28 protein-coding genes are annotated in these 18,356 nt (G+C 48.1%); 1 reads left to right on the forward strand and 27 read right to left on the reverse strand.

Annotated elements, in window-relative coordinates:
- Positions 1–213 precede the first annotated feature (213 nt).
- The 26 genes from EWV68_RS20200 to EWV68_RS20325 all read right to left on the reverse strand — a co-directional run bounded on the left by EWV68_RS20200 (position 214) and on the right by EWV68_RS20325 (position 16,846).
- Positions 214–618 carry a DUF1622 domain-containing protein gene (locus tag EWV68_RS20200; RefSeq protein WP_002762845.1) on the reverse strand — a complete coding sequence of 135 codons (405 nt, stop codon included), beginning with the start codon at positions 616–618 and terminating at the stop codon, positions 214–216.
- A gap of 284 nt (positions 619–902) precedes the next feature.
- Entirely contained in the window at positions 903–1,541 is a 639-nt protein-coding gene (locus EWV68_RS20205; RefSeq protein ID WP_287170850.1) for a discoidin domain-containing protein, read from the reverse strand.
- A 167-nt stretch (positions 1,542–1,708) separates the two neighbouring features.
- Positions 1,709–2,308, reverse strand: a complete 600-nt coding sequence (locus EWV68_RS20210) for an ATP-dependent Clp protease proteolytic subunit (RefSeq protein WP_002734165.1) — start codon at positions 2,306–2,308, stop codon at positions 1,709–1,711.
- Positions 2,309–2,343: 35 nt separating this feature from the next.
- Entirely contained in the window at positions 2,344–3,030 is a 687-nt protein-coding gene (locus EWV68_RS20215) for an ATP-dependent Clp protease proteolytic subunit (RefSeq protein ID WP_002746650.1), read from the reverse strand.
- Positions 3,031–3,895: 865 nt separating this feature from the next.
- Positions 3,896–4,462 carry an adenylate kinase gene (locus tag EWV68_RS20220; protein WP_002753892.1) on the reverse strand — a complete coding sequence of 189 codons (567 nt, stop codon included), beginning with the start codon at positions 4,460–4,462 and terminating at the stop codon, positions 3,896–3,898.
- Between the two features lie 70 nt (positions 4,463–4,532).
- Positions 4,533–5,852: a preprotein translocase subunit SecY gene (secY, locus tag EWV68_RS20225; RefSeq protein ID WP_002757587.1), complete on the reverse strand. Its 1,320-nt coding sequence runs from the start codon at positions 5,850–5,852 to the stop codon at positions 4,533–4,535.
- 348 nt (positions 5,853–6,200) lie between these two features.
- A complete protein-coding gene (gene rplO / locus EWV68_RS20230) occupies positions 6,201–6,644 on the reverse strand; it encodes a 50S ribosomal protein L15 (RefSeq protein ID WP_061432467.1) in 444 nt (147 codons plus the stop codon).
- 10 nt (positions 6,645–6,654) lie between these two features.
- Positions 6,655–7,176 carry a 30S ribosomal protein S5 gene (rpsE, locus tag EWV68_RS20235; protein WP_052275669.1) on the reverse strand — a complete coding sequence of 174 codons (522 nt, stop codon included), beginning with the start codon at positions 7,174–7,176 and terminating at the stop codon, positions 6,655–6,657.
- 26 nt (positions 7,177–7,202) lie between these two features.
- Positions 7,203–7,565, reverse strand: coding sequence for a 50S ribosomal protein L18 (gene rplR, locus EWV68_RS20240; protein WP_002753900.1), 363 nt, complete (start codon positions 7,563–7,565; stop codon positions 7,203–7,205).
- 3 nt (positions 7,566–7,568) lie between these two features.
- The gene (rplF, locus tag EWV68_RS20245; protein ID WP_002733352.1) at positions 7,569–8,138 is read right to left on the reverse strand and encodes a 50S ribosomal protein L6; all 570 of its coding nucleotides are present in this window, start codon (positions 8,136–8,138) and stop codon (positions 7,569–7,571) included.
- A 104-nt stretch (positions 8,139–8,242) separates the two neighbouring features.
- Entirely contained in the window at positions 8,243–8,644 is a 402-nt protein-coding gene (gene rpsH, locus EWV68_RS20250) for a 30S ribosomal protein S8 (protein WP_002734721.1), read from the reverse strand.
- A gap of 230 nt (positions 8,645–8,874) precedes the next feature.
- Entirely contained in the window at positions 8,875–9,414 is a 540-nt protein-coding gene (gene rplE / locus EWV68_RS20255) for a 50S ribosomal protein L5 (protein WP_002734750.1), read from the reverse strand.
- Positions 9,415–9,468: 54 nt separating this feature from the next.
- Positions 9,469–9,822, reverse strand: coding sequence for a 50S ribosomal protein L24 (rplX, locus tag EWV68_RS20260; RefSeq protein ID WP_287170852.1), 354 nt, complete (start codon positions 9,820–9,822; stop codon positions 9,469–9,471).
- A 72-nt stretch (positions 9,823–9,894) separates the two neighbouring features.
- Positions 9,895–10,263: a 50S ribosomal protein L14 gene (gene rplN, locus EWV68_RS20265; protein ID WP_002732358.1), complete on the reverse strand. Its 369-nt coding sequence runs from the start codon at positions 10,261–10,263 to the stop codon at positions 9,895–9,897.
- Between the two features lie 20 nt (positions 10,264–10,283).
- Positions 10,284–10,526, reverse strand: coding sequence for a 30S ribosomal protein S17 (rpsQ, locus tag EWV68_RS20270; RefSeq protein WP_002796423.1), 243 nt, complete (start codon positions 10,524–10,526; stop codon positions 10,284–10,286).
- A gap of 6 nt (positions 10,527–10,532) precedes the next feature.
- The gene (rpmC, locus tag EWV68_RS20275) at positions 10,533–10,751 is read right to left on the reverse strand and encodes a 50S ribosomal protein L29 (RefSeq protein WP_045358711.1); all 219 of its coding nucleotides are present in this window, start codon (positions 10,749–10,751) and stop codon (positions 10,533–10,535) included.
- Complete coding sequence (rplP, locus tag EWV68_RS20280) at positions 10,751–11,170, reverse strand: 50S ribosomal protein L16 (protein ID WP_002734310.1); 420 nt, start codon at positions 11,168–11,170, stop codon at positions 10,751–10,753. The genes rpmC and rplP overlap by 1 nt, the downstream gene beginning before the upstream one ends.
- A gap of 30 nt (positions 11,171–11,200) precedes the next feature.
- Positions 11,201–11,929, reverse strand: coding sequence for a 30S ribosomal protein S3 (gene rpsC, locus EWV68_RS20285; protein WP_061432468.1), 729 nt, complete (start codon positions 11,927–11,929; stop codon positions 11,201–11,203).
- 23 nt (positions 11,930–11,952) lie between these two features.
- Entirely contained in the window at positions 11,953–12,312 is a 360-nt protein-coding gene (rplV, locus tag EWV68_RS20290; RefSeq protein WP_002796426.1) for a 50S ribosomal protein L22, read from the reverse strand.
- Positions 12,313–12,465: 153 nt separating this feature from the next.
- Positions 12,466–12,747, reverse strand: a complete 282-nt coding sequence (gene rpsS / locus EWV68_RS20295; protein WP_002753908.1) for a 30S ribosomal protein S19 — start codon at positions 12,745–12,747, stop codon at positions 12,466–12,468.
- A gap of 30 nt (positions 12,748–12,777) precedes the next feature.
- Positions 12,778–13,611, reverse strand: coding sequence for a 50S ribosomal protein L2 (gene rplB, locus EWV68_RS20300; protein ID WP_002796427.1), 834 nt, complete (start codon positions 13,609–13,611; stop codon positions 12,778–12,780).
- Positions 13,612–13,644: 33 nt separating this feature from the next.
- A complete protein-coding gene (locus tag EWV68_RS20305) occupies positions 13,645–13,950 on the reverse strand; it encodes a 50S ribosomal protein L23 (protein ID WP_012267967.1) in 306 nt (101 codons plus the stop codon).
- Entirely contained in the window at positions 13,940–14,572 is a 633-nt protein-coding gene (gene rplD, locus EWV68_RS20310; RefSeq protein ID WP_061432469.1) for a 50S ribosomal protein L4, read from the reverse strand. Before rplD ends, EWV68_RS20305 begins: the two co-directional genes overlap by 11 nt.
- Positions 14,573–14,592: 20 nt before the next feature.
- Positions 14,593–15,231 carry a 50S ribosomal protein L3 gene (gene rplC / locus EWV68_RS20315; protein ID WP_190721173.1) on the reverse strand — a complete coding sequence of 213 codons (639 nt, stop codon included), beginning with the start codon at positions 15,229–15,231 and terminating at the stop codon, positions 14,593–14,595.
- A 607-nt stretch (positions 15,232–15,838) separates the two neighbouring features.
- Positions 15,839–16,177 (reverse strand): P-II family nitrogen regulator, encoded by a 339-nt coding sequence (locus EWV68_RS20320; protein WP_287170853.1) that lies wholly within the window; start codon positions 16,175–16,177, stop codon positions 15,839–15,841.
- 183 nt (positions 16,178–16,360) lie between these two features.
- Positions 16,361–16,846, reverse strand: coding sequence for a DUF4079 domain-containing protein (locus tag EWV68_RS20325; protein WP_287170855.1), 486 nt, complete (start codon positions 16,844–16,846; stop codon positions 16,361–16,363).
- 198 nt (positions 16,847–17,044) lie between these two features.
- Between EWV68_RS20325 and EWV68_RS20330 the strand changes: the two genes are divergently transcribed.
- Entirely contained in the window at positions 17,045–17,704 is a 660-nt protein-coding gene (locus tag EWV68_RS20330) for a phosphoribosyltransferase (protein ID WP_287170856.1), read from the forward strand.
- A gap of 130 nt (positions 17,705–17,834) precedes the next feature.
- On the opposite strand, the gene EWV68_RS20335 is transcribed toward EWV68_RS20330, so the two are convergent.
- Positions 17,835–18,137: a YkvA family protein gene (locus EWV68_RS20335; protein ID WP_287170857.1), complete on the reverse strand. Its 303-nt coding sequence runs from the start codon at positions 18,135–18,137 to the stop codon at positions 17,835–17,837.
- Between the last annotated feature and the right edge of the window lie 219 nt (positions 18,138–18,356).

The raw sequence follows: 18,356 nt of genomic DNA on the forward strand, positions 1-18,356 counted from the left end.
AGAGAAAAAGTCCCAGAATTTTCCCCCTATCTCTCCCACAACTGGTACTTTTTGATTGACAAAAAGTCTAAAAGTCTTACCCAACAAGGTTTTTAGATTTATTCAGCAAGCCCTATCTAGAGCTTGCTGAAAAACTTTTTTAGCATACCCTCAATAGTCAACAGCTTATCAGGGCTTAGTGTCAGGTGATTGTCAACTCACCTTTTTTTGGCATTAAAAATCCCTGAGATTGTCCTGGGCTGCTAGTTGCGATCGCTCTTTTTCCATGGACAATTCCGTTTCCAATTCTTGGCTGAGGAAATAGTTGAGGAAAGTTCGGATAATAGCGATGAGGGCGAGTTGTGCCAAGGCTTCTATAGTAGGTGTGACGGTAGTAGCCACGATGTCTCCACCTAACTGAAACTCTAGGGCTAAAGATAGCCAAGTACCGAAACGAATGCGAATTTGATTGAAGGAAAAAGGGGGAAGACTACGACGGTGACGATTAGACTGCCAAGCTAATTGTAGGGTTTTAATTAATCCGATCACCACACAAGCGATCGAAATACTTTCTAGGCAAAACTTGATGATTGCCACCGCAGAGATCAAGCCTGTTTCTAAAGTTGCTAAAAATTCCATTTCTTCCCTGATTGTCCAAGCACCGAAACTCGCCAGAGAATCCCTAGAAAAGACACTAATCCCATCTTAGCACCAAGGCAACAGTTGACAACGATTTTGATTGCTTTGAGTAAGTAGGTTGGTCTCTTGCCACAAATCCGATAAACCAACCTGCCATCTCAAGATTAAGTGGGTGGGTGGAATTAAATATAAGATGAACGTAGGTTGGGTTGAAGCATGAAACCCAACGCCTGCTCATGTTACGCTACCGCCAACCCATCCTACAACTAATTGTGCCTCCCTACTTAAATTCTTTTTCTGAAACCAACACCCGCTAAACCAAAGGCTAACAGAGCAAGCAAGGAAGAAGGTTCAGGGACGGGAGTGGGAGTTCCATCAAATTGAACCTCAGAGAAGCCAGTACCATTAATAGAACCCCAGTTACTAGCAACAACAAACCGGACAAAAGAGGCTGTAACCGGAGAAGAAAAGCTGAACGTCTCTGGATTTACAGCAGCAGAACTAGTTGCGGCGATAGCAAACTGAGTAGGAGCACCCGCTATAGTCGTGAAAGTTGTCCCATTGGTGGAGGATTGAACAGTCACGCCCTTAATTCCGATAGCCCTCTGTCCGTTAAAGTTCCAGAAGCTAAAACCAGCCAGACTATAGCTGCCATTGAGATTGAAAGTGATATTACCAGTGAGCGCAGTTCCCAACCAAGCATTAGTCACAGTTGCCGCAGCATGAGATCCTGTCAGACTTGGTGTATTACTGGGCAACCCGGCACCATTGACGGTATTGGCTATGTTAGTAGAGAAAGCACTACCCATATTTGTTGAGGCAGTGATGTTAGGAATCAGGGCGGCTTGGGCGTTTTCTGCCACACCCAACATTAACCCTAAACTGGCAGTGGATAAAACAAGGGGCTTAATGGCGAGTTTCATCGGGAAATTTCCTTCAATAATTAACGGAAATGATCTTATTTTTTTTTTTGCCCATTTCTGCTAATTTTGATACAGTTTTTTCCCGTTTTTTATGATTCATAGGTCAGGTTTATTATCAGAAAAAAAGGTTAGAACAGGTTTCTCGCCTGTTCTAACCTCTGACTGACTTAAGCCGGTCTTCCCTCCACCACCTTATCGATTAAACCGTAGGCGACGGCTTCCTCGGCGGAGAGGAAATAATCGCGGTCCGTGTCTTTTTCGATGCGTTCGATGGTTTGTCCAGTGCGATTAGCCATAATTTCGTTTAATTGCTGGCGAATACGCAGGATTTCCTTAGCTTCAATGTCGATATCCGTCGCTTGCCGGCGCCCGGTTCCGCCCATGGGTTGGTGAATCATAATCCGCGCATGGGGAAGGGCGAGACGCTTACCCGGACTACCGGAAGCCAGTAAAAATGCCCCCATGGAGGCCGCTAATCCCACACAGATAGTCACCACTTCCGCTTTGATGTACTGCATGGTGTCGTAGATGGCCATACCGGCGGTAACGGAACCCCCCGGCGAGTTGATATAGAGATAGATGGGTTTAGTGGGATCTTCCGAGTCGAGATAAAGCATTTGGGCCACAAGGGCATTGGCTAACCCGTCGGTGACTTCCTGCCCCAAAAAAAGAATGCGTTCCACCGAAAGACGGCTGTAAATGCTAATCCACTGTTCGTATTGGCTACCAGGCAGACGGTAGGGAACTTTTGGCACACCGATAGGCATAATTGGTAACAACTCCTGCTAATTTGTAATAAATCTTAACTAACTTGGGCGAGGGGTTTCGGTAGTTCCTTGCGACTTTCGAGAACGCGATCGATCAATCCGTAGTCTTTCGCCTGTTGTGGGGTGAGATAGAAGGTGCGATCCATATCTTTCGCCAGTTTTTCGGTGGTTTGACCCGTATTTTTCGAGAAAATCTCTAACATCGTCTGTTTGTTGGCGATTACTTCTTTGGCGCGAATCTGGATATCGGTGGCTTGTCCTTGCGCCCCAGTGCGGTTTTGGTTGAGAACGATGGTAGCGTGGGGCAAGGAGGCGCGAAAACCCTTGGTTCCCGCAGAAAGAATCATCGCTGCAGTTCCCATGGCCTGCCCGATACAGATAGTATGAACGGGAGGTTTAATGTAGTTGAGGGTGTCACAGATGGCGAAAGCTTCGGTTTCGTAGCCGATCGCGTCCCCCGTGTACCAGGATGTGCCGGTAGAGTTGATATAGAAGAAAATCGGTTTTTCGGGATCGTCAAATTGCAGGTAGAGCAGTTGAGCGATAATTAATTCCGTCACGTCCACCCCGACATTGCGCTTGACATCATCGGAGGAAAATAAGGGCAACCCCAGATAGACAATTCTCTCTTTGAGCAGGAGAGATTCTAAGTCTGGTGGTGGTGTCCGATAGGCTGCATCCCCATAATAGGCAGTTTGTACCGCTTTAATCACTGAGTTCATCGAGTTTTTCCGTCATACACAGTATCCTGCTTTTGATTTTAACGTAATCGGGTTGACCGATTCTGTGGGGGTGTTTTTAGCTAGGTTCGTCTCCAGGAATCCCTCATCGACTGCCCGCAGATCTAATACTAAATTCTCTTTAAAAGGTATGGGAGAGCCTGGTGTAGGGTGTAGAGTGTAGGGTGTGAAAACTTTGTACCTCACCATTAAGATAACTGCGATCAGACTTAAAATAGATGGACTCGCAGCATATTCTGTTCTTTTTGTCAAAAAAACTTTCTCTTTGCAACAAAACTACACAATTAATTGATCAACGGGTTGGCTTAAAAAAGGCTCTTTAACTGCCAGTTGTTACTGTTCTTAAATAGGTGAGTGTAGATTTAGCAAGGGTTTTCATGCTCACCAGACAGCTAAAAACCCAAAAAAGCACAGAACATCCCATCATTTCATACTGCGAAATTATACCATAATCGCTGGAAGTATTGCAACCTCGTAAACAAATGAGAATTATTTTCAATAAATTCTTAAGAAAAGATAAATATTGCGAAGTGTAAATTTTAATATGCTCAACTATTAAAGCTTGTTTGATATAAAAAACTTATAATACTAAATCCGTTGAGTATAGGCTACATATCAGGACAGGCACTCATGCAAGAGGCAAAAGAGGGAATAAATAATCAGTTTTTAATAACTGGATTTAGTATAAGTAGGGAGGCACAATTATTTGTAGGATGGGTTAGCGGTAGCGTAACCCATGCGGGCGTTGGGTTTCATGCTTCAACCCAACCTACTGATCACTGATTACTGATAACTGATCACTGATTACTGATCACTGATTACTGATTACTGATCACTGAGAGAAACTTTAAACAGGAGTGACAACTGCTGTTAAAGCGGCAGTAACCGCGTCCATCGGTTGATTACCGTCGATATGGTTAAGAGTCCCCTTTTGACCGTAATAATCTAAAACGGGGGCAGTTTGGTCGATATAAACCTGTAGGCGACGGGCGATCGTTTCTTTAGTATCATCTTGACGACCCCGTTGCATGAGACGCTCAATTAAGACCGTATCTGGTACAGCCAAATTGACCACAAATGTGTAACTATCGGCCAATTCTTCCAGTAATGCGTCTAAAAAGCTCGCCTGTGCCACCGTGCGGGGAAACCCATCAAGAATCCAACCCTTAGCACTGTCAGGCTGTTTTAAACGTTCCTGAATTAAACCTAATAACAACTCATCGGGGACTAATTCGCCCTTTTCCACATAAGCTTGTGCTTGCTGACCAAGTTCTGTCTTCTCTGTAATTGCTTGACGTAAAATTTCACCGGTAGAAATATGGGGAATCGTCAGAGATTCCGCTAATTTTGCCGCTTGGGTTCCTTTTCCCGATCCGGGCGGTCCCAAAAATATCACACCGATCCGTTTGCTCATGGATTAAATATAGGGTTTTAAGGGAAAAAACAACCAGTAACCGGTAAAAGGTCACTGGTTAACTATCTAACTACTTTTTAATCATGTCCTCATAGCGTTGAGACATGACATAGGTTTGAATTTGTTTCGCAGTATCGATCGCCACCCCCACCAGAATTAACAGGGAAGTTGCCCCCAAACCGCGAAAAGTGGTGACACCGGTGGCGCTTTCTACTACAGTCGGCACAGTAGCCACCAAACTTAAAAAGAGAGCGCCCAAAAGGGTGAGACGATTCAGCACCCCTTCCAGATAATTAGTAGTAGCGGTCCCTGGCCGAATCCCCGGAATACTGGCCCCCATTTTTTTCAGGTTTTGGGACATATCCTTGGGGTTAACGATCAGGGAAGCGTAGAAGAAACTAAAACCGAGAATTAGTAAGCTATAAAAAGCCACATAACCCCAACTATCGGGACGCAGAGCATTAACCAACTGGACTAAAACCTGACCGACCGGGTTATCCGTGGGTAAAGCTTGCACCAATTGGAAAGGTAAGACCAACACTGCCGAGGCGAAAATAATCGGCATCACGCCCCCTTGATTGAGTCGTAGGGGTAGATAACTGGTTCTTTCCCGATAGAGACGACGACCCACCTGACGACGGGCAGAAACAATCGGAATCCGACGGGTTCCTTCCTGAACAAAAACAATGCCGATAATCATCACCAAGAAAACCAGCAAGAGAATCACCACTTGAGCGATCGCTTGTCGGCCACCCTGTTGGGCAAAAGTAATCGTATCACCGAGGGTTTTTGGTAAAACAGCGACAATGTTGACAAAAATCAACAAAGATGCTCCATTTCCCAGACCGCGTTCTGTGATCAGTTCCGAGATCCACATCACGAACATAGAACCGGCCACTAAAGCGAGAACCGTAGCAGCGATCGAGGGTAAAGTTCCAGCCACAACGCCGTTAGCCACCAATAAACCGAGAGTAATGCCGATACTTTGAATAATTGCCCAACCAAAGGCAATATAACGGGTAATTTGGGCAATTTTTCGCCGTCCTGCTTCTCCTTCATTTTTCTGTAAATCTTCCAAAGAAGGAAGGGCAGCGGTGAGCAGTTGCACGATAATTGAGGCGTTGATATAGGGAAGAATGCCGAGGGCAAAAATCCCTAACGTCGATAATCCTCCCCCGGTAAACAGGTCAAGGATTCCCAAAGCGGCGTTACCTTGAATAATTTCTGCTAATCTTGCCCGATCCAAACCGGGTATCGGTACAAACATCCCAAAACGGAGCAGAATCAGTAAACCCAATGTAATCAACAAGCGACCGCGTAAACCGGCCGCCTGTGCCATTTGCATAAACGTTTCCTGTGCCGTGGGAGCCTTATCACGACTGACGACCATTAACAGTTACCTCTAGTGCAGTTTTTTTTATGGGAAAAAGTAATCGAGGGGGAAAACTTTCTCGATTTTTTTAAGATTTCCCCTGTCTTTCTTATGATATAGCAATCAGGTCTTGGGGGTTGGGTGTGGGGTGTGGGGTGTGGGGTGTAGGGTGTGGGGTGTGGGGTGTAGGGTGTAGGGTGTGGGGTGTGGGGTGTGGGGTGTGGGGTGTGGGGTGTGGGGTGTAGGGTGTGGGGAGAACAAAGCTGCCCTTTACCTTTTGCCTTTTGCCTTTTGCCTTTTGCCTTTTATCTCCTGTCTCCTGTCTCGGAGTCTCCTGTCTCGGAGTCTCCTGTCTCGGAGTCTCCGTTAAATTTCTTCCCAAGTACCTTGAGCGGCGGTAATTTTCTCTTTAGCACTATTGCTAAAAGCGGCGGCCTTCACCTTGAGGGGAACGGTAATTTCACCATCACCCAAAACTTTTAAAGGGCCGTCGTTGCTGGTGAGAATTTTAGCTTTTAGCAGACTTTCCAGGGTAACTTCCGTATTAGCGGGTAAAGAAGCTAATTTTTTCAGATTAACGATCGTGTATTGACGGGGGTTAACCAAAGGAAAATGCTTTAATTTGGGAACCCGACGATAGAGGGGCATTTGTCCCCCCTCAAAACCGGGACGAGTCCCCGTCCCGGAGCGAGATTTTTGTCCGCGCATTCCCAGACCGCAACTAGCGCCCTGGCCGGCCGAGACACCCCGTCCCACACGACGACGGCGTTTAGTTGACCCCGGTTGGGGGGCGATTTCGTGGAGTTTCATGGTGATTTCTCTATGTGTATAAATGTTCTATAGATACGCCTCGATCCTTAGCAACTTCCGAGAAAGTGCGGAGAGTTTCCAGAGCGTTAACGGCGGCTCTAGCGTTATTGAGGGGGTTATCGCTACCGAGTTGTTTAGCGAGGATATTTTTCACCCCGGCTAATTCTAAAACGGTACGGACAGCACCCCCGGCAATAACCCCAGTCCCCGGAGCAGCCGGACGCATAAGCACCTGAGCGCCACCGGAAGCCCCCCGGGTAAGGTGAGTGATGGAACTAGCCTTAGTTAAGGAGACTTCAATTAGTTGTTTTTTACCATCGGCCACGCCTTTACGGACGGCCCCGATAACGTCTCCTGCTTTGCCGACTCCCACTCCCACCTGGCCGTTTTCATTACCGACCACGACGATAGCCCGGAAGCTGAGTTTTTTACCACCCTTAACCACTTTACTAACCCGGCGGATCTGGATGACCCGCTCTTGCCAAGTGGTTTCTTTTTCTTTTTCGCGGTTGCCTTTGCGACGTTTTGCCATAGTTTTATCAGTGTTGAAAGGATATTTTAGAAGTTTAAGCCGGCTGACCGAGCCGCTTCTGCTAAGGCTTTGACGCGACCGTGATAGAGATTGCCACCGCGATCAAAAACCACTTGTTCGATGCCTTTGTCTAGGGCCCGTTGGGCCACCAGTTTACCCACGGCAGCCGAGGCTTCTTGGGTAGCGGTGGATTCCAATTCCCCGCGCAAGGTGGCCTCTAGGGTAGAAGCGGCAGCGAGGGTGTGTTGGGCTACGTCGTCGATAATTTGGGCGTAGATGTGGTTATTAGAACGAAATACGGATAAACGCGGCCGTTCAGCAGTGCCATTAATTTTGCGACGCACACGCTGGTGACGACGACGGACTGATTCTTTGCGACTAAGTTTCATGGTTTATTTTTTACCTCCTTTACCGCCTTTAGCGCCTTTACCGCCAGCTTTACCAACTTTGCGACGGACAACTTCACCAAGATAGCGAATCCCTTTTCCTTTATAAGGTTCGGGGGGACGAACTTCGCGGATTTTAGCGGCGGTGTTACCGACGGCTTCTTTGTCGATGCCACTGACGATAACTTGGGTGTTGTTTTCTACGGCGACGGAAACACCATCGGGCATCTCCATTTCCACGGGTTTACTGTAACCAACATTAAGAACTAATTTACTACCCTGCGCTTGGGCGCGGTAGCCCACCCCTTGGATATCGAGGCGTTTTTGAAAGCCGGTAGCGACTCCTTCCACCATGTTGGCTACTAGAGTTCTACAGAGTCCGTGGCGTTCTCTGGCGGTACGCGAATCGTCTTGACGGGTAACGAGCAGGGTTTCGCCATCTTTATTGATGGCGACGGCGGTGGGTAGGGTTCTCTGGAGAGTTCCTTTGGGCCCTTTCACCGTCACGGTAGCACCATCGATATCGACGGTGACTTTATTGGGAATAGGAATCGGGCGTTTGCCAATACGAGACATAACAGTTATCAGTTATCAGTTATCAGTTATCAGGGAAGAGTTATCAGTGGGTCAGCTATCGGGTTTAAACTGGGAAAGGCTGACGGCTGATAGCTTATCCTTGTTTACCAGATGTAGCAAAGGACTTCGCCGCCAACGTTTTGTTTACGGGCCTCGCGATCGGTCATAATGCCTTTAGAGGTGGAAACAATGGCGATGCCAATGCCACCGAGGACGCGAGGTAAGTCTTTACTATTGGAATAAACTCGCAGGCCCGGTTTACTGACTCTGGTGAGGGTAGTAATGATCGGTTGACGGTTTTTGCCTTTATATTTGAGGGAAAGAACTAATTGAGATTTAATCCCCTCACCCACTTCCTCAAAGTCAGCAATAAAGCCTTCGTCTTTGAGAACTTGAGCAATACTGCGCGTCATCCGCGTGGTGGGAATTTGAGTAGTGGTCTGCCGAACCGCGCAAGCGTTACGGATGCGGGTCAGCATATCCGAGATGGTATCGTTAGCAGACATGAATTACCTGTTTTTCTCCTAAATTGGGATCAACATCAGTGGTCAGTTATCAGTTATCAGTTATCAGTTATCAGTTATCAGTGGGTCAGTTATCAGATTTGAGTATTAAGTGAGTAGTATTAAATAGCAGTTTCCTGCTGTCTTTTCACTCAATCACTGTTTACTGTTCACTGTTTACTGTTCACTGTTCACTTATTTACCGGTCACTGTTTCCTTTTCTCTTGATTGATTTATCTAAAGGGCATTCCCATCTCTTTGAGGAGGGCGCGTCCTTCTTCGTCGTTTTTAGCGGTGGTGATGATTGAGATGTCCATCCCGCGAATTTGATCGATTTTGTCGTATTCAATTTCGGGGAAGATCAACTGTTCACGAATGCCTAAACTGTAGTTACCACGACCATCAAAACTGTTACCACTGATACCGCGAAAGTCGCGAATGCGTGGTAAGGCCAGATTAATTAGACGGTCTAAAAAAGCGTACATTCGATCGCCGCGCAATGTCACCATGACACCCACGGGCATTCCTTCGCGAATTTTGAAACCAGCGATCGCTTTTTTGGCTCTAGTCACTACCGGTTGTTGTCCGGTGATGGTGGACAGTTCCTCCTTGGAAGACTCCAAAGCTTTGGCGTTTTGTGAAGCTTCCCCAAGACCGCGGTTAACAGTAATTTTGATAACTTTAGGTACTTGGTGGATATTGGTATAACCAAATTGTTCTTTCAGTTTCGGAACAATGGTTTCTTGATAGGTGGTTTTTAGTTTTTGGCTCATAGTTTTTCTGCTTACTTTTCCTGGGCTTGGTCAGGAACTAGAATTGATGGGAAACTAATCAATAATTTCGCCAGTTTTCTTCAGTATCCGCACTTTCCGACCGTCTTCGGTAAAGGTATAACCTACCCGACTGGCGATTTTTTTCTTATCGGAATAAAGCATCACTTTGGAACTGTGAATCGGTGCTTCGTAGGTAACGATTTGACCCGATTCTCCTTCCTGTTGGGGTTTAGTATGTTTGGTGCGGATATTAACTCCTTTGACCACCACGGTACTTTCTTGGGGGAGGGCGCGTAAAATTTCGCCCACTTTGCCCTTATCGGAACCAGCGATTACTTGAACGACATCCCCTTTTTTAACGTGCATTTTTTGCCTTTGGGGTGGGGTTTGACTGTTTTTCTTACTCATTTTTTTTGACCTCAAAGTGTGAAAAGTTTTAGACTAGCCATCAGCCAATTGCCTTGGTACTTTTCACTTTGATCAGAGAACTTCTGGGGCTAAGGAAACAATTTTGGTGTAGTTTTTATCGCGCAATTCCCGAGCGACCGGACCAAAAACCCTAGTACCTTTGGGATTACCGTCATTATTAATAATCACGGCGGCGTTATCATCAAAACGGATGCTCATACCGCTATCGCGACGGACGGTTTGACGGGTGCGCACAATCACCGCCGTCACCACATCGGATTTTTTCACGGGCATATTGGGGATAGCGTCCTTAACCACGGCGATAATTTTGTCACCGATGCCACCGTAGGTACAGTTACCTGTTCCCAGCACCCGCAGACACATTAGTTTCCGCGCCCCGCTATTGTCAGCGACATTTAAGTAGGTTTGTTGTTGAATCACGGTTTTTACCTAGGTGAAATTTAATTATCGGTTAATATTTCCGCCACTTCCCAACGTTTGGTTTTACTGAGGGGGCGGGTTTCACGAATACGAACTCGATCGCCTTGTTTGGCTTGATTTTCTGCGTCGTGAGCTTTAAATTTCTGGGTTTTAACGACGATTTTGCCGTATTTGGGGTGAGGAGAGCGGTTTTCAATGGCTACCACTACGGTTTTATCCATTTTGTCGCTGACTACTACCCCAACTCTTTCTTTAACTGCCATAGTGGGTTATGCCTCCGGGGTGGACTGGGCTAGTTGGCGCTCCCGTTCTACGGTCAATAATTGGCCAAGACGGTGGCGGGTGTGTTTGAATTCGTGGGTTTTTTCCAAGCGGCGGGTGGCCTGTTGCAAACGCAATTCAAACAGTTTCTTTTTGGCAGCGAGGATAGCATCAGCGATGTCCTCATCGCTCATCTGCCTCACTTCGGCGATTTTCGGTAAAGCCATTAGACGAAATCCTCCTCGCGAGTGATAAATTTGGTCTTAATCGGTAATTTTTGGGCGGCTAGGCGCATTGCTTCCCGGGCCACGGGTTCGGCTACCCCGGCAATTTCAAACATAATGAACCCCGGTTTAACCACGGCCACCCAGAATTCGGGGGAACCTTTCCCGGAGCCCATCCGAGTTTCTGCCGCCCGTTGGGTCACGGGTTTATCGGGAAAAACGCGAATCCAGATTTTGCCACCCCGACGAATATAACGAGTCATTGCCCGTCTGGCCGCTTCGATTTGACGGGAAGTAATCCAACAGGGTTCGGTGGCTTGCAGGGCGAAATCGCCGAAATTAATCGTATTTCCGCCGGTGGCCAGCCCGCGCATCCGTCCGCGCTGTTGTTTGCGGAATTTTGTTCTTTTGGGACTTAACATGAGCTATTTACCACTGATAAATATTAGGGATCAGCCCTCACTAGAGCGATCTTCAAACTGTTGACGGCGACGCTGTTGACGGCGCGGTGCTTGAGCGGGAACGGCGGCGGCAATTTCTTCTTGGCCGGGGATAATTTCGCCCTTAAATATCCAAACTTTCACGCCTAGAATCCCGTAGATGGTGCTGGCGGTTTTATAGGAGTAATCAATATCGGCGCGCAGGGTATGCAGGGGAACTCGTCCTTCCCGCACCCATTCAGTCCGAGCGATTTCCGCCCCGTTGAGACGACCGCTAACTTGAATTTTGATCCCTTTGACTTCGGCCCTTTGCGCCCGTTGGATGGCCTGGCGGACAACACGACGGAAGGAAACCCGTCTTTCTAGTTGTTGGGCGATGTATTCGGCGATCAGGTTGGCATCGGCATCAACGCGAGCGACCTCAATGACGTTAATGCGAATTTGACGCTGGCCACCGAGGGCTTTTTGTAAACCTAGGCGCAGCTGTTCGATTCCCGTGCCACCACGACCGACGACGACCCCGGGTCGGGCGGTGTGGATGGAGATATCTACTTGATCGGCCTTACGTTCGATGCGAATATCGGCGATACCGGCATTAGCAAGGTTTTTTTCGACGTATTCACGAATGCGGCGATCTTCTTGCAGTAGTTCGGGGTAACGTTTCGCGTCGGCATACCAGCAAGATTTATGATCTTTGATAACGCCGAGACGAAAACCGAGGGGATGGATTTTTTGTCCCATTGTGGTTTTTTTAGTTAAGGTGATTAGTCTTTGTTGCTAGGAGCGACGGCGACGGTGATATGACAGGTGGGTTTGCGAATTTGGTAGGCGCGCCCCTGGGCCCGGGGTCGAAAACGTTTTAGGGTCGGTCCGCCATCGGCAAAGGCTTGGCTAACTACCAAAGTGGCGGGATCGAGTCCTTCGTTATGTTCGGCGTTGGCAACGGCGGAACGCAGGACTTTGAGGATGGGATCACAGGCCCGGTAGGGCATGAATTCGAGAATAATTAGGGCTTCCCGATAGGAGCGACCGCGGATCTGATCGAGTACCCGTCTGACTTTCAGGGGTGACATCCGAATATAGCGGGCGATCGCTTTGACTTCGTTAGAGGTATCGATGGTCATTTCAGTTATCAGTTATCAGTTAGGTAGGGTGGGTTAGGCGACGACAACTTATAAGACTTAGTTATTAATTTATCTAGTCGCCGTAACCCACCATCTCATGGTTATCTGAACGCTGACCGGGGGCTGACGGTTTTAAGATAACCGCCCACCGATCTATTTCCGTCCTGCTTTTTTGTCGCTCTTGGCGTGGCCGCGGAAGGTGCGGGTGGGAGCGAATTCACCGAGTTTATGACCGACCATCTGCTCGGAAACGTAGACGGGAACGTGCTGTTTGCCGTTGTGAACGGCGATCGTGTGACCGACCATATCGGGAATGATTGTCGAGGCACGGGACCAAGTTTTAATCACTTGTTTACTGCCCTGTGCGTTGAGTTTTTCGATTTTTTCCATCAGGTGGCCGGCGACAAATGGCCCCTTTTTCAGTGAACGACCCATAATTTTCAGTCAAAAGTAAAGTAATAATTTCTAACCCTGGGTACGACGGCGTACGATGAGATCGCTACTGCGTTTTTTCTTGTTGCGAGTTTTGCGGCCGAGGGCGGGTTTACCCCAGGGAGTCATCGGGCCGGAACGTCCGATCGGAGCGCGACCCTCTCCACCTCCGTGCGGGTGATCGACTGGGTTCATGACGCTACCCCGAACATGAGGTCGTTGACCGCGGTGACGGGTACGGCCGGCTTTACCGAGACTGATATTTCTCGCTTCGGCGTTACCGACTTTTCCGATGGTGGCGTAGCATTCACGCCGGATCATGCGGACTTCTTTGGAGGGGAGGCGGATGGTAACGTAATCGCCTTCTTTGGCTACCACTTGGGCGAAACCACCGGCGGCTCGCACCATTTGACCACCGCGACCGGGGACGAGTTCGATGTTATGAACTTCTGTCCCTAGGGGGATGCGACTTAAGGGCAGGGCATTACCGACCTCGAAGGGAGCGTTTTCTCCGGCGATGACGGTATCACCAACGCCTAAACCGGCGGGGGCGATGATGTAGCGTTTTTCCCCGTCTTTGTAGAAAAGCAGGGCAATGCGGGCGTTACGGTTAGGATCGTACTCAATCGCCGCTACTTTGGCTGGAATATCCCGTTTATCGCGACGAAAATCGATAATCCGGTAGAGGCGTTTATGACCGCCGCCCCGGTGACGACTGGTAACGACACCACGATTATTACGCCCCTGTTTACTGTGTTTGTGATGAGTTAGGGACTTTTCTGGTTCGGTTTTGGTGATCTCTTTAAAGTCGGAGATGGCCGCCTGCCTTGTCCCGGGGGTTAAGGGTCTAAAAGAACGAATACCCATAGTTTAGTTTTCCGTTATCGGGTTTCTTGGTTTTTATACGTCGGGATAGAGGGTGATCGAGTCGCCTGCTGCTAGGGTCACGATCGCACGTTTGTATTGGGGTTTGTAACCGAGGAAACGGCCGACGCGTTTTTTCTGACGAGAGGGGCGGCTGGTGTTCACTTTCGTTACTTTCACGTCAAACAGCAGTTCGATCGCCGCTTGAATTTCCGGCTTAGTCGCTTTCAGTGCGACATCGAAGACGTATTTATTTTGTTCTAGGAGTAGGGTGGCTTTCTCGGTCACGATCGGCTTTAGGATCAGATCGGCGAGTTGCCTGGCTTCAGTTTTAAGCACCATAGACCTCCTCAATTTTGGCTAGGGCTGCGGCGGTAGCGATAACTCGATCGGCTAGGAGGACATCATAGACGTTGAGACTGTCCGCGCGAATAATTTTGAGATTGCAGATATTACGTCCCGATAAATAGACATTTTCGGGAATTTCCGCCAGAATTAGCAGAATTTTTTCCTCTGAACCCGCTCCCCAGCGATTTAAGGCAGCGGTGAGTTCTTTGGTTTTGGGTTGAGAGAATTGTTCAGAGAAGCTTTCCACCACGATCAAGTTATCGGCCTGGCCGATCAGGGCGGTTCTCAGGGCTAATCTTTTCTCTTTGCGATTGACCTTAACCTCAAAATCTCTGGGTTTGGGTCCGAAGATGACACCGCCACCACGCCAGAGGGGAGAACGGATCGAACCGGCCCGGGCCCGACCAGTGCCTTTTTGCCGCCAGGGTTTGCGACCACCGCCGCGCACTTCCGAGCGGGTTTTGCTGGAGGCGTTACCTTGGCGGGCCGCCGCTAGATGGCTGACGACGACGCGGTGAATTAGGTGTTTGGCGGTTTCGGGTTTAGCGGTTTTCAGTTCCAGGGTGCCTGTTCCCGCTTCTTCCCCTTGCCAATTTTTGACTGTGTAGTTAACCATGGCTTTAATCTTTCCTTGCCCTATTTACCAAATTTCTTGGCGGGGGTGATGTTTAACAGGGTTCCTGGTTTGCCCGGGACGGCTCCTTTGATCAGGATCAGGTGGCGTTCGCTATCGATTTTGACCACGGACAATTTGCGGATGGTAACTTGGGTTGCTCCGTATTGTCCAGCCATTCTTTTACCCGGGAAGACGCGGCCGGGGGTAGTACCGGCGCCGGTGGAACCGGGGAGACGGTGGTTTTTGGAACCGTGGGTCATGTTACCGCGCTTGAAGTTATGGCGTTTTTGATAGCCGGAGAAACCCCGTCCGATGGTGGTTCCAGCCACATCGACCAAATCGCCTTCTTGGAAGATAGCGGCGGTAATTTCTTGGCCTAAAGTGTAAGCGGATGCGTCCTCGAGGCGGTATTCGATTAAATGCCGCAGGGGGGAGACACCGGCTTTGGCTAAATGACCGAGCAGCGGTTTGTTGAGGGCTTTTTCTTTGACGGTTTTGTATCCCACTTGGATGGATTCATAACCGTCGGTTTTTTTAGTTTTGACTTGGGTGACGGGACAGGGACCGGCTTGAACGACGGTGACGGGAATGGCGACTCCCGTTTTGTTGTCGAAGATTTGGGTCATGCCCAGTTTTGTACCGAGGATACCGATAGACACGGATTGTTCTCTTTATCTTTACTAGACGACAATCAAAAATAACGTGGCCGTGGCTATAGGAGCGGGAAAGATTTTTCCCACTTTATCAGCCTGCCCAACTTGAATGACTTTTTTCGAGTTATTTAAGCTGGCATCCCGTTAAATTCGTAAGTAAGACTAGACAGGTTTGCTGGTTCTGCCTAGATTGTTGCTGGTCTTTGTTTCTTCGGGACTTAAAGGGTTTATCTTCAGTATCCCGGCGAAGACCGAGCGACCAAGGCGGTTCTGCTTGGCAGTGCCTTCAGCACCACCTAACACCGATTTTGGCCACAATCAAACATTATATAATATTTGTGACTTTTTAGGCAAGAGGTTTTTTTAGTCACCGGAAATGATCATATCTAGTCTGGTCAAATTATTTATCCCGTTCGGCGGTCTTCAGCAGCGATGGGGGCAGACCGAGCCAAGAGATTCAATTATAGTAGTTATCTTAATGTTGAGGTACAAAGTTTCCGTTTTGGGGAATCGGTCGTCGGTGGTCGATACCAAATTAGGTTACACTTCTTGATGGGAAACACTGTCAATGAGGGGGGATGACAGCATTGTACTATCATCCCTTGTTTGGAGGTTAAATCGCTTCGAGATCTTTTTCGCCGGTACGGATGCGGACGATCTGTTCCACGGGGGAGATGAAGATTTTACCGTCTCCGATTTCACCAGTACGCGCCGCCGAAATCAGCTTACCGACGACCATATCGACTTGATTATCTTCGACAACTATCTCGATCTTGAGTTTTTGGAGAAATTCGACGGTGTACTCGGAACCGCGATAACGTTCCGTTTGACCTTTCTGACGACCGAAACCTCTAACTTCGGAGACAGTCATGCCGACAATGCCCGCGTTAACCAGGGCGAGTTTCACCTCTTCAAGTTTAAAGGGTCGGATAATCGCTTCTACTTTCTTCAAAATATCTATCTCCTCGTTGCGTGACGATACCTTCTTGGTGAATTAACTGTTAATTCTAAACGCAGAATCCCGACAATAGCGCTTAAAGTCATGATTTCTTCAATTATTGGCCTTGGTCACAGTCTTCTGTGGTGAAAAATTTCTGGGTGGGAATTGGCCCACCCGCAGCCATAAATAAACCAACTAGAGAGATAATCCTAACTGAAGACCAAAAACACCGTGAACCAGCAGTAAAATTAGGGCAATACTGCCGATATAGGCGTGAACAGTCCGGAAAAGTTCTTTTTTCCCGCCAGCGAAGCCAGTTAGGGACAATAATCCATTGAAAGCTAATAAACCGATCGCGATCGATCCTGTCCAGAAATGGCTGCTTTCGAGGATGGGATGTTTCTGCATGACTAGGGATAAAATACCGCCGGTGTAACCGAGAGCGATAAATAAAAACAGCCAGGGGGCGAGTTTGCGGTGATCAGCCCGATTTTTGGCCACTACTTCCCCATCTTGGCTTAAACGGCTTTGCCAACCGGCATAGGCAGTATAACTACCCATAACTAAAACCACAATCCCCATCATGACTGGATGTCCCCAATGAACGATCGGTTCGGGAGTTCCGAGACCGCGAAAGGCAGCGGCGATCGGCTCTAGCGCATCACTTAAACTTTGATTCATGTTTGTTACCTAACTTTACAAAACCCTCTCGCCTAAGATTTTAGCCGATCTCTGGCCTAGAAAAACTTCGGTTAGCCGAAAAAATGTCAAGCCTTCGCTAAATTTCTTAACATTTCAGCTAGAGATTAGCGGAGAAATATAGAATAAAGGCAGGGGAAAGCAAGGATCCCCAGGGGGATTAGCCCCTAGGAGGGCATTATGACTTATCTGCTCAAAGATCGGCACTCGGCAGGGAGACTATTAGCTAGTTACTTGACAGAATATACTAATAGTGCTGGGGTGCTAGTTTTGGCTTTGCCCCGGGGTGGGGTTCCGATCGCCTTTGAAATTGCCCAAAGGTTACATTTACCGCTAGATCTGTGTTTGGTGCGAAAATTAGGTGTACCGGAGCGAAAAGAGTTAGCTTTTGGGGCGATCGGTCAGAATGGTGTGCGGGTGATCAATGAAAGTATCGTTGAAGACTTGCACCTATCGGAGGCGATGATGGAAAGGGTAGCAAAGGAAGAAATGATCGAATTAGAGCGACGTGATCGTTTATATCGAGGGGAGCGACCCTTTCCGGACGTGACGGGAAAAACGATTATTCTAGTAGATGATGGGATCGCTACGGGAGCAACGATTAAAGCGGCGATTCTGACCCTGAAAGCTAGAAACCCCGCTGCTATTATTATTGCTGTTCCTGTTGCCCCGCCGGAGGTCTGTGATCAATTAGAAAAATTAGTCGATCGAGTAATTTGCCTACATAAACCCTACGAATTGAGATCGATTTCTCTTTGGTACGAGGACTTTTCCCAAACCAGCGATGAGGAGGTGCAAACACTTTTAGCCAGCGTCGATAGTTCTTTGATTCCAGTTTAGGGAAGAAGGGAGAGGGAATTAGGAAGTGGGGTAGTGGGGTAGTGGGGAAGTGGGGAAGTGGGGTAGTGGGGGGGAAAATAAATAACAGCAATCTCCTGAATTCAGAAGTCAGAATTGAGACTTACGAATTCTAACTTCTGACTTCTACGGCATCGGTATCAACGGCATTGGTTGGGGAAGAAACCTCGGTTTGATTCTTTACTCTCCCCGGACGGCGATTGCGATAATCAAGAACTAATCGCGATAATTCCGTGGTTAAAAGGGTGAGGACAATACCATCATCGATCCAACCAATAATCGGGAAAACGTCAGGAGAAATATCGAGGGGGCTAAACAGATAAACCATAGTTCCCAGAATGATAATCCAACGATATTGAGGGTGAGTGATTTTGCTGCTGTACCAGTTGTAAAAAGATTCAACAATCGGTTTCATTAATTTGTCCTCGTTGACTGTGATAATTTAATTTTGTCAGGTTGTCCCTGGGGCTGATAGTGAGGTTTCACCCCCATTATCTAGGGTGATATCCGCTAATTAGGGTCTGCTGAAAAAGTTTTTCGTGGGGACAGGGTGTGGGGTGTGGGGTGTGGGGTGTAGGGTTTTACCGATTCTCATCTGGTCAATTACCTAATTTTCAGAGAAAAAGTCCCAGAA

Source organism: Microcystis sp. M_QC_C_20170808_M9Col, assembly GCF_007095495.1.
GTDB classification, from domain to species: domain Bacteria; phylum Cyanobacteriota; class Cyanobacteriia; order Cyanobacteriales; family Microcystaceae; genus Microcystis; species Microcystis aeruginosa.

Coding starts and splice junctions, on each gene's coding strand:
- secY (WP_002757587.1), bottom strand. CDS start 5,852: ATGGTCGTCAGTCGTGATAAGGCTCCCACGGCACAGGAAACGTTTATG.
- rpmC (WP_045358711.1), bottom strand. CDS start 10,751: ATGGCTTTACCGAAAATCGCCGAAGTGAGGCAGATGAGCGATGAGGAC.
- rpsQ (WP_002796423.1), bottom strand. CDS start 10,526: ATGGCAGTTAAAGAAAGAGTTGGGGTAGTAGTCAGCGACAAAATGGAT.
- rplE (WP_002734750.1), bottom strand. CDS start 9,414: ATGAGCCAAAAACTAAAAACCACCTATCAAGAAACCATTGTTCCGAAA.
- EWV68_RS20215 (WP_002746650.1), bottom strand. CDS start 3,030: ATGAACTCAGTGATTAAAGCGGTACAAACTGCCTATTATGGGGATGCA.
- rplO (WP_061432467.1), bottom strand. CDS start 6,644: ATGAAACTCCACGAAATCGCCCCCCAACCGGGGTCAACTAAACGCCGT.
- EWV68_RS20325 (WP_287170855.1), bottom strand. CDS start 16,846: ATGAATCAAAGTTTAAGTGATGCGCTAGAGCCGATCGCCGCTGCCTTT.
- rpsS (WP_002753908.1), bottom strand. CDS start 12,747: ATGGGTCGTTCACTGAAAAAGGGGCCATTTGTCGCCGGCCACCTGATG.
- EWV68_RS20335 (WP_287170857.1), bottom strand. CDS start 18,137: ATGAAACCGATTGTTGAATCTTTTTACAACTGGTACAGCAGCAAAATC.
- rplP (WP_002734310.1), bottom strand. CDS start 11,170: ATGTTAAGTCCCAAAAGAACAAAATTCCGCAAACAACAGCGCGGACGG.
- EWV68_RS20200 (WP_002762845.1), bottom strand. CDS start 618: ATGGAATTTTTAGCAACTTTAGAAACAGGCTTGATCTCTGCGGTGGCA.
- rplV (WP_002796426.1), bottom strand. CDS start 12,312: ATGACCATCGATACCTCTAACGAAGTCAAAGCGATCGCCCGCTATATT.
- EWV68_RS20305 (WP_012267967.1), bottom strand. CDS start 13,950: ATGGTGCTTAAAACTGAAGCCAGGCAACTCGCCGATCTGATCCTAAAG.
- rplX (WP_287170852.1), bottom strand. CDS start 9,822: ATGAGTAAGAAAAACAGTCAAACCCCACCCCAAAGGCAAAAAATGCAC.
- rpsE (WP_052275669.1), bottom strand. CDS start 7,176: ATGGCAAAACGTCGCAAAGGCAACCGCGAAAAAGAAAAAGAAACCACT.
- rplB (WP_002796427.1), bottom strand. CDS start 13,611: ATGGGTATTCGTTCTTTTAGACCCTTAACCCCCGGGACAAGGCAGGCG.
- EWV68_RS20210 (WP_002734165.1), bottom strand. CDS start 2,308: ATGCCTATCGGTGTGCCAAAAGTTCCCTACCGTCTGCCTGGTAGCCAA.
- EWV68_RS20330 (WP_287170856.1), top strand. CDS start 17,045: ATGACTTATCTGCTCAAAGATCGGCACTCGGCAGGGAGACTATTAGCT.
- rpsC (WP_061432468.1), bottom strand. CDS start 11,929: ATGGGACAAAAAATCCATCCCCTCGGTTTTCGTCTCGGCGTTATCAAA.
- rplD (WP_061432469.1), bottom strand. CDS start 14,572: ATGGTTAACTACACAGTCAAAAATTGGCAAGGGGAAGAAGCGGGAACA.
- rplR (WP_002753900.1), bottom strand. CDS start 7,565: ATGAAACTTAGTCGCAAAGAATCAGTCCGTCGTCGTCACCAGCGTGTG.
- rpsH (WP_002734721.1), bottom strand. CDS start 8,644: ATGTCTGCTAACGATACCATCTCGGATATGCTGACCCGCATCCGTAAC.
- EWV68_RS20220 (WP_002753892.1), bottom strand. CDS start 4,462: ATGAGCAAACGGATCGGTGTGATATTTTTGGGACCGCCCGGATCGGGA.
- rplF (WP_002733352.1), bottom strand. CDS start 8,138: ATGTCTCGTATTGGCAAACGCCCGATTCCTATTCCCAATAAAGTCACC.
- EWV68_RS20205 (WP_287170850.1), bottom strand. CDS start 1,541: ATGAAACTCGCCATTAAGCCCCTTGTTTTATCCACTGCCAGTTTAGGG.